The sequence below is a fragment of the Corynebacterium variabile genome (genome assembly GCF_006539825.1).
Lineage (GTDB): Bacteria > Actinomycetota > Actinomycetes > Mycobacteriales > Mycobacteriaceae > Corynebacterium > Corynebacterium variabile.
Window position 1 is genome coordinate 135,025 of sequence record NZ_BJNT01000005.1, and the last position, 15,411, is coordinate 150,435.

The window sequence follows — 15,411 nt, forward strand, 5'->3', positions numbered from 1 at the left end:
TAAATAACCCCGGACACAACGTTGTTACCTGCGAGGACGATGAATTCTCTCCAACAGCGATTTCCACGCCTCTCCGGTGAGATTCCACGAGAAATTGTGCGCCCGTTCGCGGGCGGCGTCACCGAGTTCGCGGCGCCTGTCCGGGTCGTCCAGCAGCCCTGCCAGAGCGGTGATGAGGCCACCTTCTGAATCCACCAGTAGCCCGGTTTGACCGTCGATGACGCTGTCACGGAGACCGTCGGAGGACGCGTAGCCGATCGTCGGCACGCCGTGCAGCCCGGCCTCGACGACAGCCAACCCCCACCCCTCCTTCGCACTCGGCATGAGGTGCACCGCCGCTCCGGCGAGCAGGCGGTGCTTGATCTCCTCGGTGACATGGCCGTGGAAGACCACGTTGCCGGTCACGCCCAGGTCCTCGGCGCACCGCCGCAGATTCTCCGACCACCAGCCGTCGCCGATGATGTCGAGCACGGTTCCCGGATGGTCCGGCAGGACCACGGCCAGCGCGTGCAGGGCATGTTCGATCTGCTTGTACGGGGTGAGGCGGGACAGGGTGACCAGATGGAGACCGGAGTCCCGGGGCACGGGTGCGGGCTCCGGCGGGGCGTCCACCCCGTTGCGGATGATGGTGATCCGGTCGCGGTCCACCCCGAGGCCCACCAGGTCGTCCGCACTCGGCGCGGAGACGGTGACGTACGGGGTGTGCCGGTGGATCCACGGGGACAGCCGGGATTCGACGAACCAGCCGACCCGGGACAGCACGGGGCCCGCGACCGGCCACTGGTCACGGTGGCAGTGGTGGGTCAGCAGCACGACCGGGACACCGCAGCCGCGCCCGGCGCGTCCCCGACCGAACACGCGCGCGAAGAAGGGGACGCCGTTCTGGGTGTCCACGATGACGTCGAACCGCCGGCGCAGCATGGACAACCATGCGCGCGGATAGACGGTGAGCGGACCACCGCCACGGACGTAGGTCACCCCGTTGCGGTGCTCCACCGGGGCGGAACCGGGGTAGCGCGCGGTGCGGAAGGTGACGTCGTGGCGTCCTCCCGCGGGGGACGCGAGATACTCCGCGACGCGCTCGAGGTAGACCTCACTGCCGCCGCCCTCGGGGTGCCGGGAATCGCGCCAGCAGAGCAGTAGGACTTTCATGGTGGGAACAACGGTAACACTCAACTGATGAGGGGTGACTTCCCCTGCTAGCGTCGCACTTATGCACCCCGCACCGCCGCCGCCCCCGTTCCGGCACCTCGACACCACCACCGGTGTCGCCGCCCTGGCGGAGGCGCTGTGCGACCCGCCGGACATGACACCCACTCTGGTGGTGACCGCCGTGAACCGGACCCGCGGGATTCCGCTGGATCTGGCGCATATCGCCGATGAGGTGGGGGACGCCGCCCGTCTCGTCGTGATCACCGACCCGAATCTGACCCGCGCGCTCACCGGACTGATGCCGCCGGGGACCACCCCGTACAACGGTGCGGCGCGGATCTACCCGGCGCACGACCTGACGTGGACGGGGGACTGTTTCGCCGGTGACCTCCTGTTCGCGAACATCCGACCGGACAACGGGGCGCGGATCGCCGGGGTGATCTCCGCCCGACTGCTGACCATGGCGGAGAACGCGCAGGGGTTCGAGGCGCTGGACGCCCTGGCGGACCGTTCCGTGGGAGCTGTCGCGGAGGACGCCGACCCGCGGCCGTTCCGTGGCGAGTTCACCGGCGCGTCCTCGGCGACAGTGGGCATGATCTCCTCGGCGGACGCCCCGGGTGTGGGCATGCTGCGGGTCGACCTGGACACACTGCTGCCCGGCGCACCGGTCGTCATCGGCAGCATCTTCGCCGACGGTGACGAGGTCAGCGGACATTTCGACGCCTCCGGCGCGGTTGTCGACGTGGCCGGGATGCGCACGGCGGAGCAGCTGGCCGGGGACCTGGTGGTGCAGCACTGCTATCCCGCGGTGGTGACCGGCGTGGTGGCGAAGAGCCAGGTGAGTGTGCAGGTGGTACCGGGGATGACCTCCTACCTGACGCAGTCCGGGATCGGTACGTCCGTATCCGCCGGAGACGTGATCGCGGTGCAGGTGCAGTCCGTCGGCGAACGCCACGGCACGCTGAAGATCATCGTCGGCCCGGCGCCGGAGGACGCGACGGTGGAGGACGCCCCGTCACTGCGCACCGGCGGTCCGGCGTGGGTGTCCATGCATGCGCCGCTGGACGAGACCACATCCGGTGCGGAGAGCTCCACCTCCCGGAACGACGTCACGGTCGGCGTCCCCGCGGGATCTGTCGCGGAACTGGAGGGGCTGCGCCGGAAGGTGCCGCAGCTGAAGCACGAGAAGGCCGAGCTCTCGCGCACCATCGGACAGCTGCACGAGAAGCTGGAGATCATCGGCCGGGAGAACGACCACACCTGGCAGGAGAACGACCGGCTCACCGATGAGAACGAGCGGCTGCAGGAGGCGCTGCGCCGGGCCGGCGTCCACGTTCCGACGACACTTCCCGGGGCGGGACAGGGCAGAGGCCCCCGCCGCCGGGTGCGTACCGAGGTGGAGGTCGTGCACACCGAGCGGCCGTTCATCGGCAACGAGTTCACGGACCCGGCGGACCAGCTGGACCTCGAGGTCCGGGTGGAGTGGGCGCGGCGGGTCGATGCCGCGGAGAAGGCCGCCCACCCGCTGCGCTTCCGGTTCGGGGTGCAGTTCCTCGGGTCCGTGCGTCGGGTCATCGACGACAGCGAAGCCCTGCGGTGGAAGCTGCCCCGGGTGATGATGTGGATCGCCAGCGGCTACGAGGACCGCACCACCCGTCCCCACCAGTTCCGGATCTCCGATGCGGGCGGGGCGCCGTACCTGGTCCGCGACGACCGGGCGAAGGCCTACCGGGTCGATCTGGAGACGAACACGGCAGCCGCCCGGCGGCTGCACTACTGGAAACTGCCGGACGGGACGGTGGAGTTCCAGCGGGTCGGTTTCCACGACGAACCGGGGTTCTGACGCTCCCGGGGCGTGGGGCCTCACGTGTGAGGTCGGTGTTGTCCACAGGGGTCGAGTTGTCCACAGGGTCCTGGGGTTTTGTGTTCCGAGTTCAGGGGCGGCTCTCTTACGCAAGCTACCGTCAGCGGAAGACATGTCTTGCCGAGGCGATAAGGAGCAGGAGAACCTACGATGCGTCAACACAACCTTGACGAACACGGAGACGTCAATATAAGGTTTACGCGTGAGGGTCACTGACAGCGCCCTCAAATACAAGGTGACAGAGGAGTCCATTCATCACGCGTGGGCCAACGCCATCCGGCTCGTCGAGTTCGAATACGACGGTGAGGAGAGATTCCTTGTCATCGGCCCGGACTCGGGCGGCGCACTCCTCGAACTGGTTGCAGTGCCCGCAGATGAACCGGCACGGATCATCCACGCGGACCGGTTACGGGCCAAGCTCTACGAATACCCTCGCTAAGGACAGTGAATTGCATGACCACCAGTCACATCAATGACATCACCGGGCTTGATGACCTCGACCCAGCCACCACCCCAGCCCGCGATGCCACCAACTTCCGACGCATCATCGCCGCACGTGACAAGGTCAACGAAGCCAAAGAAGAGCTCCAGGCCGCAGTGGATGCCGCCCGTAGCAGCGGCGATTCGTGGACGGTCATCGGTGCTGCCCTCGGCATCAGCAAGCAGGCGGCTTACCAGAGGTTCGGCAGACGCCGGGCGTGATTCTCGATCCCGTCCGCGCAGACCTCACCGCACCGCGCAGTCCGCCCGGACCTCCGCGCTGATCACGCCACGGCCCTGCAGCCAGGCGAAGATCCGGCAGCCCAGGCAGAACCCGGCGAAACCCTCGAGCGATGCCGCGACAACCAGCAGGGCGAGCACCACATCGGCAGCGACCGTCGCAGCGTCCCCGCCGACCAGGCGCAGCACCAGCGCCACCCCGGAGAACACCACCCCGATCCCCTGCGCGAACCGCTTCGGCGGCCCGGCGGTCATCACCGGCTCCCCGAACACCGCCCCGGCCAGCCACCGCACCGACAGCTGACCGAAGGGGTCGAACCGCGGTCCGGCGAGCACCCGCAGCACGAAACCGGCGAACAGCAGCGCGTTGAGCACCAGCGCCACGGTGCCCCATCCGAGCAGAGATGCCACGACGGTCACCACCGTCAGCGCCACGACCAGCATCGCCGTCGTCCGCGCAGCCCGGTCGTTGACCACCGGCGGGAACCACCACAGCGTCCCCGCACCACGGGGCGGACGCGCGTCCTGCCCGGACGACGAGGGGATGACCGGGGTGTTGAGGTTGTACTGCTGGCTCATGCTCCGCGGAGCGTACTCCCCCGCCACCACTCTGACCAGGGTTCCGGTCACGCTGTGCCATGATCGACGCATGCCCGCGCCATCTTCTGCGTCCTCACGCCCGTCACACGGCACCGCCGAGTTTGCGTCACCTTTTTCGCTGTTCTCTGCCACGGATCGGTGGAAATGGTGACGCAAACGTCGACCGACGCCGCCCGGCGTCCCCTCCCCACGCTGCGCCGCCGCGCGACACTTCGCCGTTCCCTCGGCCTCCTCGCCGACTTCCGTTTCGAGCAGTCCGATCCGGACCGGTTCTACGGGCACCTCGCCGCAGACACGGTCGGCATCCTCTCAGATATCTGGGCGGACGCCGGCCCCACCTCCTCCCTGGCCGGCACCCGGATCCTCGACGTCGGCGGCGGACCCGGCTACTTCGGACAGGCCTTCGCCGCGGCCGGAGTCGACAACTACGTGACCTGCGAACCCGATGTCGGCGAGATGGCGGCGGCGGGGATCAGGCTGGCGTCGTCGGTGCGGGGGTCAGGCATGGACCTGCCCTTCGCGGACGCCGTCTTCGACCTCACCTACTCCTCCAACGTCGCTGAACACGTCAACGATCCGTGGCGGATGGCCGATGAGATGCTGCGTGTCACGAAGCCCGGAGGACTGGTGGTCTACTCCTACACCTGCTGGTTGGGACCGTTCGGCGGTCACGAGACCGGTCTGTGGCCGCACTACATCGGCGGGGAGTTCGCCGCCCGGCGCTACGAGAGGAAGGAAGGTCACCCGCCGAAGAACCGGTGGGGCGAGTCCCTGTTCGACGTCTCCTGCGCCGACGGCCTGCGGTACGCGGACGCCACACAGGACAGTGGGGGCGCCGAGCCCGTGGCGTCCTTCCCCCGGTACCACCCGTCGTGGGCCTGGTGGATGACCAAGGTGCCCGGACTGCGCGAAGTGGGGGTCTCGAACCTCGTGCTGGTCCTGCGGAAGCGGTAAGCACCGAATATAGGTTCACCAGACAAAACCGCAGGCAGAGGGCACAAAAGAAAACACCCCCGATTCGCGGAGGTTTGCCCGCGACAGACCGGTATGCGGTTATAGTGATCGGCGACACAGGTTGCGCTTCGGCGGCAACACAGCACAGATGTGAGGACCACTATGACTGACGCATCCGCTTCGGGAATCCCCGAGGCCTTCATCTACGAGGCGATCCGTACCCCGCGAGGCAAGGGCAAGCCGGGCGGCTCCCTCCACACCGTCAAGCCGGTCGACCTCCTCTCCGGCCTCATCACCGAGGTCCTGGAGCGGAACCCGGAGCTCGATCCCGGTGCCATCGAGGACATCCTCACCGGCGTCGTCACCCCGCTGGGTGACCAGGGCATGGACATCGCCCGCACCGCCGCGCTCAATGCCGGCCTGCCCTACTCCGTCACCGGTGTGCAGCTCAACCGTTACTGTGCCTCCGGCCTGACCTCCGTCAACTACGGTGCGATGAAGGTCCGCTCCGGCTTCGACGACCTCGTGCTGGCCGGTGGCGTCGAGTCCATGTCGCGCGTCCCGATGGGCTCCGACGGCGGCGCCCTGGCCATGGACCCGGAGACCTCCTTCTACAACGACTTCATCCCGCAGGGCGTCTCCGCCGACCTCATCGCCACCCTCGACGGTGTCTCCCGTGACGAGCTGGACGCCTACGCCTCCCGCTCCCACGAGCGCGCTGCCAAGGCATGGGAGGAAGGACGCTTCGCCGACTCCGTCGTGCCGGTCAAGGACAACAACGGCCTGACCGTCCTCGACCGCGACGAGACCATCCGCCCCGGCACCACCCCCGAGAAGCTCGCCGGTCTGCGCCCCGCCTTCGCCGTGGTCGGCGACCAGGGCGGCTTCGACGCCGTCGCGCTGAACAAGTACCCGCAGCTCGAGAAGATCAACCACGTCCACCACGGCGGCAACTCCTCCGGCATCGTCGACGGCGCGTCCCTGCTGCTCATCGGTAACGAGGCCGCCGGTCAGAAGAACGGCCTGACCCCGCGCGCCCGCGTCGTCGCCGCCGCGACCACCGGTGTCGAGCCGACGATCATGCTCACCGCCCCGGCCCCGGCCGCCCGCGCCGCCCTGGCCAAGGCCGGTCTGACCCCGGAGGACATCGACGTCTGGGAGATCAACGAGGCGTTCTCCTCCGTCGTCCTGCGTGCCCAGCGCGAGCTGAACATCCCGGACGAGAAGCTGAACATCAACGGTGGTGCGATCGCCATGGGCCACCCGCTCGGTGCCACCGGCGCCATGATCACCGGCACCGCCGTCGACGAGCTGCACCGCTCCGGCGGACGCTACGCCCTGATCACCCTCTGTGTCGCCGCCGGTATGGGCGTCGCGACCATCATCGAACGAGTCTAAGGAGACCACACAATGAGCGAGAACATCATCGGTTGGGACGCAGACGCCAACGGTGTGGTCACCCTGACCATCGACGACCCGTCCGCCCCCGTCAACGTCATGAACGACGCCTTCCGCGACTCCCTCGCGGAGACTGTGGCCAAGCTGCAGGCCGCGGTCGAGGCCAAGGAAATCTCCGGTGTCGTCATCACCTCCGCGAAGAAGACCTTCTTCGCCGGCGGCGACATCAAGTCCATGATCACCGCCGGCCCGGCCGAGGCCGAGGCCACCCGTGACATGTGCGACGGCATGAAGGCCAACTTCCGCGCCCTCGAGACCCTCGGCGTCCCGGTCGTCGCCGCGGTCAACGGTGCCGCCCTCGGCGGTGGCCTCGAGGTCGCCCTGGCCACCCACCACCGAATCGCCTCCGACGCGAAGGGCCTGAAGGTCGGCCTGCCCGAGGTCACCCTGGGCCTGCTGCCCGGTGGCGGCGGCGTCGCCCGCGTCACCCGCCTGCTCGGCCTGGCCACCGCACTGACCAAGGTCCTGACCACCGGCAAGCAGTTCAACGCCGAGGCTGCCAGGGAGATCGGGCTGATCGACGAGGTCGTCCCCGCCGACCAGCTGATCGACGCCGCGAAGGCCTGGATCGCCGGGAACCCGGACGCCACCCAGCCGTGGGACCGCAAGGGCTTCAAGATCCCCGGCGGCACCCCGACCACCCCGGCACTCGCCGCGATGCTCCCCAGCTTCCCGGCCAACGTCACCAAGCAGGTCAAGGGCGCCCCGATGCCCGCCCCGAAGGCGATCCTCGCCGCCGCCGTCGAGGGTGCGCAGCTCAAGCGCATCGAGGACGCCACGGCCGTCGAGACCCGCTACTTCGTCGAGCTGGTCACCGGCCCGACCTCGACGAACATGATGCAGGCCTTCTTCTTCGACCTGAACCACTGCAACGGCGGCGGCTCCCGCCCGCTGCAGGCTGACGGCACCCCGTTCCCGAAGACCACCTTCAGGAAGATCGGCGTCATCGGCGCCGGCATGATGGGCGCGGGCATCGCCTACGTCGCCGCGAAGTCCGGTATCGAGGTCGTCCTCAAGGACATCTCCGAGGAGAACGCCGCCCGTGGCAAGGCCTACTCCGAGGGCCTGGAGGCCAAGGCGCTCAAGCGCGGCCGCACCACCGAGGAGAAGTCCGCCGAGCTGCTGGCCCGCATCAAGCCCTCCGCCGACTACGCCGACCTGGCCGACGTCGACCTGGTCGTCGAGGCCGTCTTCGAGAACACCGAGCTCAAGCACAAGGTTTTCGCCGAGATCGAGGCCGCCGTGCCGGGCACCGCCGTCCTGGGTTCCAACACCTCCACCCTGCCGATCACCGGTCTGGCCGAGGGCGTGGACCGCAAGGGCGACTTCATCGGTCTGCACTTCTTCTCCCCGGTCGACAAGATGCCGCTCATCGAGATCATCTCCGGCGCCGAGACCTCCCCGGAGACCCTGGCCAAGGGCCTCGACTTCGCCCGCCAGATCCGCAAGACCCCGATCGTCGTCAACGATTCCCGCGGTTTCTACACCTCGCGTGTCATCGGCACCGTCCTCAACGAGGCAATGCGCATGCTTGTCGAGGGTGTCGACCCGGCCGTCATCGAGTCCGCGGGCCGCCAGGCCGGTTACCCCGCCCCGCAGCTCCAGCTGCAGGACGAGCTGAACCTCAAGCTGGCCCGCAAGATCGGTGCCGAGACCAAGGCCGCCGCCGACGCCGCGGGTGTCTCCGTCGACGACGGTGGCGTCAACGCCCTGGTGGACGTCATGCTCGACACCTTCGAGCGTCCTGGCAAGCTCGAGGGCAAGGGCTTCTACGAGTACGACGAGAACGGTCGCCGCGCCGGCCTGTGGTCCGGTCTGCGTGGTGAGCTCGCCGAGAAGCTCGGTATCACCCCGGTCACCGTGCCCGACGGCGAGGCCGCGACCGACGGTCACGGTCTGGATTCCACCGTCTCCGCCGGCGAGGCCGGCCCGAGCCTCAACGACCTCGTCGAGCGCATGCTCTTCATCGAGGCCATCGAGACCCAGAAGTGTGTCGACGAGGGCGTGCTGACCTCCGATGCGGACGCCAACATCGGCTCCATCCTCGGTATCGGCTACCCGGCGTGGACCGGCGGCACCCGCCAGTTCATCACCAACTACGCCCGCCCGGCCGCCGCCACACTGCCTGAGGACGCCGCGGCCGACTACCCGACCGCCGGTGTCGCCGGCTTCGTCGCCCGCGCCGAGGAACTCGCCGCCACCTACGGTGAGCGATTCACCCCGGTCGCGTCGCTGAAGGGTTAGTGACCCGCCCGGTACACCCGCCCCTCCGGATTCACAGTCAATCCACAGAGCACCCCAGGTAAACGTGTTTTACCATGGGGTGTTCTGTCGTTCCTGACCAGATCTCCCCCGAAAGGCCCCACGTGATCTCCTCCGTCCTCGACTGGCTCGTCTCCCTCATGGAGACCATCGGCGCCCCCGGCGTCGGCCTGGCGATCCTCATTGAGACGGTCTTCCCGCCGATCCCCAGCGAGGTGGTCCTGCCGCTCTCCGGCTTCGCGTCCACCGGGGGGCACATGAACGCGTTCGCGGCGTTCGCCTGGTCCACCGCCGGTTCGATGATCGGTGCCTGGCTGCTGTACTGGCTGGGTGCCGTGATCGGCGCCGACCGGCTCCGCGCGATCGCCGAGAAGATGTGGCTCACCGAGGGCGAAGACGTCGACCGTGCCCTGCACTGGTTCGACCGGTTCGGAGACATCGCGATCCTCATCGGCCGCGTCATCCCCGGTATCCGCAGCCTGATCTCCATCCCGGCCGGTGTCCACCGCATGAGCCTGGTGAAGTTCAGCGTGCTCACGCTCATCGGCTCGTCGGTGTGGAATGCGGTGCTGATCTGGGCGGGCGTCCTGCTCGGTGCGAACTACCACCGTGTGGCGGACACCATCGACAGTTTCTCCACGGTCATCTACGCCCTGTGCGCGGTGGCGCTGGTGGTGGTCGTCTTCTACCTGGTGCGCCGCGACCGGAAGCGGAAAGCGGCGAAGGATCAGGCGCCGGGGACCAGCAACCCGCTCTCGTAGGCGAGGATCACCAGCTGCGCCCGGTCGTGGGCGTTGATCTTCGACATGATCCGGTTGACGTGCGTCTTCGCCGTGTGCGGGGAGATGAAGAACTTCTCGGCGATCTCCTGGTTCGACAGTCCCTGACCGACCAGCAGCAGAACCTCCTGCTCGCGCCCGGTCAGCCGTGCCAGGTCCTTCGCCGCGTCCTCGGAGACGGTACCGCCGGAGGACGCCCCACCCTGACCCGTGGCGTCCGGCACGTCGATGTACCGGGTGATGAGGCTGCGGGTCGCCGCCGGGGAGAACAGCGAGTCCCCGGCATGGACGGCCTGCACCGCACGGACGATGTCCTCAGGTTCGGCACCCTTGCCGATGAACCCGCCGGCCCCGGCGCGCAGGGCGGAGACCACGTACTCGTCCTCCTCGAAGGTGGTGAGGATGAGGACGCGGGTCGACGCGTTCGCCGGGTCGGCGCAGATCTGTCCGGTGGCTCCGATGCCGTCGAGAACCGGCATACGGACGTCCATGAGCACCACATCCGGGTGCAGGGAGGCCACCCGGTCCACCGCGTCCTCCCCGTCACCGGCGGTGGCGACGACCTCGATGTCGGGGTGGGTGGAGATGATGTCGGCGACAGCCTGGCGGATCAGCGCCTGGTCGTCGACCACGAGTACGGAGATCACGGGGCGTCCTTTCGACGGGAGGTTCTGAGAGGCAGTTCGGCGTCCAGCCGGAAGACGGCGTCGTCGGTGCCGGTGCGGACCGTACCGCCGGCGGCGGCGACCCGCTCCCGTAGGCCGGTCAGCCCCAGTCCGCCGTGGGGGGCGTCCCGCTGGTTCCGGTCCGTGCCGGAGACCGGGTTCGTGACGGTCACGGTCACCGATCCGGAGAGGACGCCGATCTGCAGCGTGACGGTGTGACCGGACCCGTGTCTGCCGGCGTTGGTCAGGCCTTCCTGCGCCACCCGGTAGAGCACCCGGCCGGTGATCTCGTCGACCCGGTCCAGGCCGGCAGGGGGTTCGTAGGTGACGGTCATGCCGGAGTCGCGGACGGTGCGGACCAGGGCGTCGAGCTCGCCGGTCCCCGGCTGCGGCATCGAGGCCGCGGACTCGTCGTCCTCGGCCCGCAGGTAGCGCAGCAGGACGCCGATCTCACCGAGCACCTCACGGGACGCGGTGCGGATCGTCCCGAGTGACTCCCGGGCCTTGTCCGGGTTGGTCTCCACCGCGGCGGACGCCACCCCGGCGTTCAGGCTGATCACCGAGATGCGGTGGGCGACCGTGTCGTGGAGGTCCTGGGCGATGCGCAGCCGCTCCTCGGCGACCTGCCGGCGAGCCTCGGCCTCGCGGGTCTGTTCGGCGCGTTCGGCACGCTCGGTCATCGCCGCGGTGTACTCCCGGCGCGACCGGGTGCTGTCGCCCAGGGCCGCGGCGATGGCGATTCCGGCGGCGATCTGGAAGACCTGCGGGTCCAGCGTGAGTTCCCCGGAGTAGATGAGGCTGAGCAGCGCGACCACACCGGTACCGGTGATGCCCACCACCAGGGTGGTCGTCCGGGTGTGACGGGTGGCCACGGTGTATACCGCCACGACCGCCGCGAGGCCTGCTCCGATCACCGGCAGCTCAAGGACGACGGTGACGGTGTAGATCACGAGGGTCGCGGCGAACACCGGCACCGGCCAGCGGTGTCGCAGCAGGATGACTGCGGCGGCGAGGACCGCGGCGACCGGGACGATGACCCAGAACCGGTCGGGGTCGTCGATGCCGGTCATACCGCTGAAGCCAGCCCGGCCACCCCGGTCGTCCGGCATGTCCGGTGCCGGCGGTCTCCCCTGTGGTCCGGGATCACCGGAGGGCCGGGGTCCGAGCAGTGCGGTGGAGACCAGGATCAGTGCCACGACGGCGGCATCGATCAGCCGGGCGGGGGTCCGGCCCTGAGTGGTCATGCCGCCATTATGGCGGACGCCACCGGTCCAGGGACGGCGTACCCGGTAGGTCATTGTCATTCTCCTTAACAGACACCGTGAAATATGAACTGTCCATCCTCCTCCGGATAAGTGTCCGGTACATCCTCCACCCGCGGACACCCCGTACCGCAGCGGGAGTATCCGCCACGTACTGCGTTCGTGGTACGCCTGCCGGACAACTTGACACTCACAGGAAAACTCCATAATTGCAGTTCACAACACATGGGGAATGCCACCCACAGGGAACTGACAGCTGAACCCCGCATCGCCTGGAGGATTCCGGCACAGCGACCGCAGACTGAGACTCCGGCTCACAGGATCCGCCCACGTGGGGGTCGCATTCTTATCTCCGTCAGTGGCACCCAGCAGAACAAGGACACCGCAATGTCTTCAATGTCTTCCTCCACCATCATGATCCTCGTGGATCTCCTCGCCGTCTCGATCCTCGTCTTCGGCATCTACTACCCGCGCCACCACCGCTCAGACCTGGTGGTCGCCTTCCTCGGCGTCAACGTCGGCGTCCTCGCCGTCAGCCAGGTCCTCGGCTCCTCCACCGTCGGCGCCGGCCTCGGTCTCGGTCTGTTCGGCGTCCTGTCGATCATCCGCCTGAGGTCCTCCGAGATCTCCCAGCGCGAGGTCGCCTACTACTTCGCCGCGCTGGCCCTGGGTCTCATCTCCGGCATGTCCACCGAGGTCACCACACTCAACATCAGTCTGATGGCCGTCCTGCTCGCCGTCCTCGCCGTCGCCGACTCCCGCCTGGTGTCCAACGGCGTGCGCACCATGGAGATCCGTCTCGATGCCGCGGTCACCGACCCCGCCCAGCTGCCGCAGGAGATCAACGCCCGCACCGGTGCCGAAGTCGTCGACGCCACCATCGAGTCCATCGACTTCGTCAATGACACCACCCTGGCCACCGCCACGGTCCGCACGAACGGGCGCAACCGGTTGTTTCCCTCGCGCTCCGCACTCAGCGCACCGTCGTCGGAGATGACCACCGCGTCCGCCACCACGGCCACCTCCGTCCCGTCCACCGTCCGGAGCGCCCAGCGATGAACACCGTCAGCCTCGAGGAACTCAATGCCGACGCCGCCATGCTCACCCGGGTCGACCGCAAGTACGTGCTGCGGTCCGCCGAGCTCGCCGAGGACCTCACCCGGTTGGAGCAGGACGCCCCGGAAACGCGGGTCCTCAGCATCGACGGCCGCACCGCCCACAGCTACCGCTCCGTCTACTTCGACACCCCGGACCTCGACAGCTTCATGATGGCGGCCCGGCCCCGCCGCCGGAGGTTCAAGCTGCGGACCCGGACCTACCTCGACACCGGAGCGTCCTTCCTGGAGTTCAAGGCTGAGGGAGCCCGCGGGCTCACCGTGAAATCCCGCTACGAGCTCACCGGCGAGGACGCCACGCTGGCCGCCGATGACCGACTCTCCCCCGGTGCCGTCACCTGGGCCGAGGACCTGCTCGGCCAGGCCCGCGCCGCCGGAGTCAGCATCCACGCCACCGACCTGGAGCCGGTGATGTGGGGCACCTACGACCGCATGACCTTCCTGCTTCCCGGCGGGGTCGGACGTGCCACCGTCGACACGAACCTCACCTGGCGCGGCGTCGGCACCGACACCCTGGACCGTCCCGACATGGTCATCGTCGAGACGAAGTCCGGCTCCCGCCCCTCGGACATCGACCGGCTGCTGTGGCACTGCGGTCATCGTCCGTCGAAGATCTCGAAATTCGGCACCGGCATGGCGGCGCTCCACCCGGAGCTCCCCCACAACCGCTGGAACCGCGTCCTCTCCACCCACTTCACTGCTTAAGGATCACGTCATGCGTAACCATCTTCTCGGCGGCGTGGCCGCCGCCTCCATGGCGGGCGTCCTCGCTCTCGCCGCCTGCTCCTCCTCCCACGACTCCGCTTCCGCCTCCGCGGAGACCACCGCCGCCTCCGCCACGGACGACGGCGACCTGGTCAACGTGCCGACCGCCGACGACGCGCTCGCCGCGAACACCGGGGCCTCCTCCGTGGACGACTCCGACTGGAGCGAGGACGACGCCGTCGACTACGACGGCGGCACCATCACCGAGGCCGGCGTGTACCGGATCAGCGGAGACGTCACCGAGACCGTCACCGTCGAGGCCGCCGACGACGCCCGGGTCGTGCTCATCCTCGACAACGCCACGGTCTCCTCCTCCGACGGTCCGGCGATCAACGTGGTCAGTGCCGATGACGTGGCCATCTCCCTGACCGGGGAATCCACCGTCTCCGACACCGACGCCTACGCCGGGGACGCGGACGCCGACGCCGCGATCTACGCGGACGCCGACCTCACCATCACCGGTGACGGCACCCTGAATGTCGAGGGCAACGGGGCCGACGGCATCACCTCCACCGACGACCTCGTCGTGGCGTCCGGCCCCCTGAACGTCACCGCCGCTGACGACGGCTTGCGCGGCAAGGACGCCCTGGTCATCGAAGGCGGCACCGTGACCGTGGAGTCCGGAGGAGATGCCCTGAAGTCCGACCAGGACGAGGACGCCTCCACGGGCTACGTCAACATCTCCGGCGGCACCGTGAAGCTCACCACCACCGCCGGAGACGGCATCGACGCCGCCACCGACGCCGTCATCACCGGTGGCGACCTGGACATCTCCGCCGGCGGCGGGGCTGCGGCGGGTAAGGACACCTCGGAAGAGGCGAAGTCGACCAAGGGCATCAAGGGCGGTGTGTACGTCATCGTCGACGGTGGAACCGTCGACGTCGACTCCGGTGATGACGCCGTCCACGCCAAGGGCGGCATCCGGATGTCCTCCGGCGACCTGACCCTGGCCACCGGCGACGACGGCGTCCACGCCGAGGTCGCCGTGATCCTCGACGGTGCCGATGTCACGGTCACCGGGTCCGAGGAGGGCATCGAAGGTGGTCTGATCACCGTCTCCGACGGCCTGGTCGACGTCACCTCCAGTGACGACGGTGTCAACGCCTCCGGATCGACCACCACCGAGGACGGTATCGCCGCGATCGCCGAGTCCGACTCGGAGCAGACCGACGAGAGCACGGACGGCAGCGTGGAGGTCCCTGACCAGAGCGAGATGCCGACCATGCCTGAGGGCATGGCCGACGGAGACATGCCCGCGATGCCTGAAGGTGGCCCGACGCGTGGCGGCGGCATGAGTGGCGGCATGGGTGGCGAGGAGTCCACCGGTGAGCAGCTCACCGTCACCGGCGGCACCCTCGTCGTCGACGCCGGGGGCGACGGCCTGGACTCCAACGGCGACGCCACCGTCAGTGGTGGCACCGTCACCGTCTACGGCCCGACCAAAGACGGCAACGGTGCCCTCGACGTCGGCGGCGAGCTCACCGTCACCGGCGGCGAACTCACCGCGATCGGTTCCTCGGGTATGGCTGTCTCCCCGGACAACACCGACGGTCAGGGCTGGGTCTCTGCGAACATCGACGGGTCCGCCGGCGACACCATCACCGTGAAGGACTCCACCGGTGCCGAGATCGCCTCCTTCACCAGCGAGAAGGACTTCGCCAACGTGGTCTTCGCCTCCGAGGACATCACCATCGGCGAGACCTACACCGTCACCGTGGGTGACACGGAGACCGAGGTCACCGCCGGTGAAGCCGCTGCCGGTGGCATGGGCGGTGGCATGGGTGGCGCGATGGGCGGCAGCATGGCCGGGTAGTC

The 15,411-nt window shown here is 68.5% G+C and carries 14 protein-coding genes; 10 read left to right on the plus strand and 4 right to left on the minus strand.

Annotated elements, in window-relative coordinates:
* Positions 1–24: 24 nt before the first annotated feature.
* On the minus strand, positions 25–1,152 hold the full coding sequence (locus tag CVA01_RS03890) for a glycosyltransferase family 4 protein (protein ID WP_141328764.1): 1,128 nt from the start codon (positions 1,150–1,152) through the stop codon (positions 25–27).
* 61 nt (positions 1,153–1,213) lie between these two features.
* On the opposite strand from CVA01_RS03890, the gene CVA01_RS03895 reads away from it, so the two are divergent.
* From CVA01_RS03895 to CVA01_RS03905, 3 genes are all read left to right on the plus strand, one after another.
* Positions 1,214–2,995: a hypothetical protein gene (locus CVA01_RS03895; RefSeq protein WP_141328766.1), complete on the plus strand. Its 1,782-nt coding sequence runs from the start codon at positions 1,214–1,216 to the stop codon at positions 2,993–2,995.
* Positions 2,996–3,218: 223 nt separating this feature from the next.
* Positions 3,219–3,455: a hypothetical protein gene (locus tag CVA01_RS03900; RefSeq protein ID WP_141328768.1), complete on the plus strand. Its 237-nt coding sequence runs from the start codon at positions 3,219–3,221 to the stop codon at positions 3,453–3,455.
* 14 nt (positions 3,456–3,469) lie between these two features.
* The gene (locus tag CVA01_RS03905; protein WP_141328770.1) at positions 3,470–3,718 is read left to right on the plus strand and encodes a hypothetical protein; all 249 of its coding nucleotides are present in this window, start codon (positions 3,470–3,472) and stop codon (positions 3,716–3,718) included.
* A gap of 24 nt (positions 3,719–3,742) precedes the next feature.
* On the opposite strand, the gene CVA01_RS03910 is transcribed toward CVA01_RS03905, so the two are convergent.
* On the minus strand, positions 3,743–4,315 hold the full coding sequence (locus CVA01_RS03910; RefSeq protein ID WP_244938128.1) for a DUF4395 domain-containing protein: 573 nt from the start codon (positions 4,313–4,315) through the stop codon (positions 3,743–3,745).
* A 165-nt stretch (positions 4,316–4,480) separates the two neighbouring features.
* On the opposite strand from CVA01_RS03910, the gene CVA01_RS03915 reads away from it, so the two are divergent.
* From CVA01_RS03915 to CVA01_RS03930, 4 genes are all read left to right on the plus strand, one after another.
* A complete protein-coding gene (locus tag CVA01_RS03915; protein WP_141328774.1) occupies positions 4,481–5,290 on the plus strand; it encodes a class I SAM-dependent methyltransferase in 810 nt (269 codons plus the stop codon).
* A gap of 162 nt (positions 5,291–5,452) precedes the next feature.
* The gene (locus CVA01_RS03920) at positions 5,453–6,688 is read left to right on the plus strand and encodes an acetyl-CoA C-acetyltransferase (protein WP_141328776.1); all 1,236 of its coding nucleotides are present in this window, start codon (positions 5,453–5,455) and stop codon (positions 6,686–6,688) included.
* 12 nt (positions 6,689–6,700) lie between these two features.
* On the plus strand, positions 6,701–8,992 hold the full coding sequence (locus tag CVA01_RS03925) for a 3-hydroxyacyl-CoA dehydrogenase NAD-binding domain-containing protein (protein WP_141328778.1): 2,292 nt from the start codon (positions 6,701–6,703) through the stop codon (positions 8,990–8,992).
* 122 nt (positions 8,993–9,114) lie between these two features.
* Positions 9,115–9,771 carry a DedA family protein gene (locus CVA01_RS03930; protein ID WP_041629740.1) on the plus strand — a complete coding sequence of 219 codons (657 nt, stop codon included), beginning with the start codon at positions 9,115–9,117 and terminating at the stop codon, positions 9,769–9,771.
* Here the strand turns inward: CVA01_RS03930 and CVA01_RS03935 are convergent.
* Both CVA01_RS03935 and CVA01_RS03940 read right to left on the minus strand, forming a co-directional pair.
* Positions 9,738–10,436, minus strand: coding sequence for a response regulator transcription factor (locus CVA01_RS03935; RefSeq protein WP_041629739.1), 699 nt, complete (start codon positions 10,434–10,436; stop codon positions 9,738–9,740). The genes CVA01_RS03930 and CVA01_RS03935 overlap by 34 nt on opposite strands.
* Positions 10,433–11,698, minus strand: a complete 1,266-nt coding sequence (locus tag CVA01_RS03940) for a sensor histidine kinase (RefSeq protein WP_141328780.1) — start codon at positions 11,696–11,698, stop codon at positions 10,433–10,435. The genes CVA01_RS03935 and CVA01_RS03940 overlap by 4 nt, the downstream gene beginning before the upstream one ends.
* A gap of 405 nt (positions 11,699–12,103) precedes the next feature.
* Here CVA01_RS03940 and CVA01_RS03945 point away from each other — a divergent pair, with 405 nt between their 5' ends.
* From CVA01_RS03945 to CVA01_RS03955, 3 genes are read left to right on the plus strand one after another with little or no spacing between them, the layout of a single operon-like run.
* Positions 12,104–12,775, plus strand: coding sequence for a DUF4956 domain-containing protein (locus CVA01_RS03945; protein WP_141328782.1), 672 nt, complete (start codon positions 12,104–12,106; stop codon positions 12,773–12,775).
* Positions 12,772–13,536: a polyphosphate polymerase domain-containing protein gene (locus tag CVA01_RS03950; protein ID WP_141328784.1), complete on the plus strand. Its 765-nt coding sequence runs from the start codon at positions 12,772–12,774 to the stop codon at positions 13,534–13,536. Before CVA01_RS03945 ends, CVA01_RS03950 begins: the two co-directional genes overlap by 4 nt.
* Before the next feature lie 10 nt (positions 13,537–13,546).
* Positions 13,547–15,409 (plus strand): carbohydrate-binding domain-containing protein, encoded by a 1,863-nt coding sequence (locus tag CVA01_RS03955; protein ID WP_141328786.1) that lies wholly within the window; start codon positions 13,547–13,549, stop codon positions 15,407–15,409.
* The last annotated feature ends 2 nt before the right edge of the window (positions 15,410–15,411 follow it).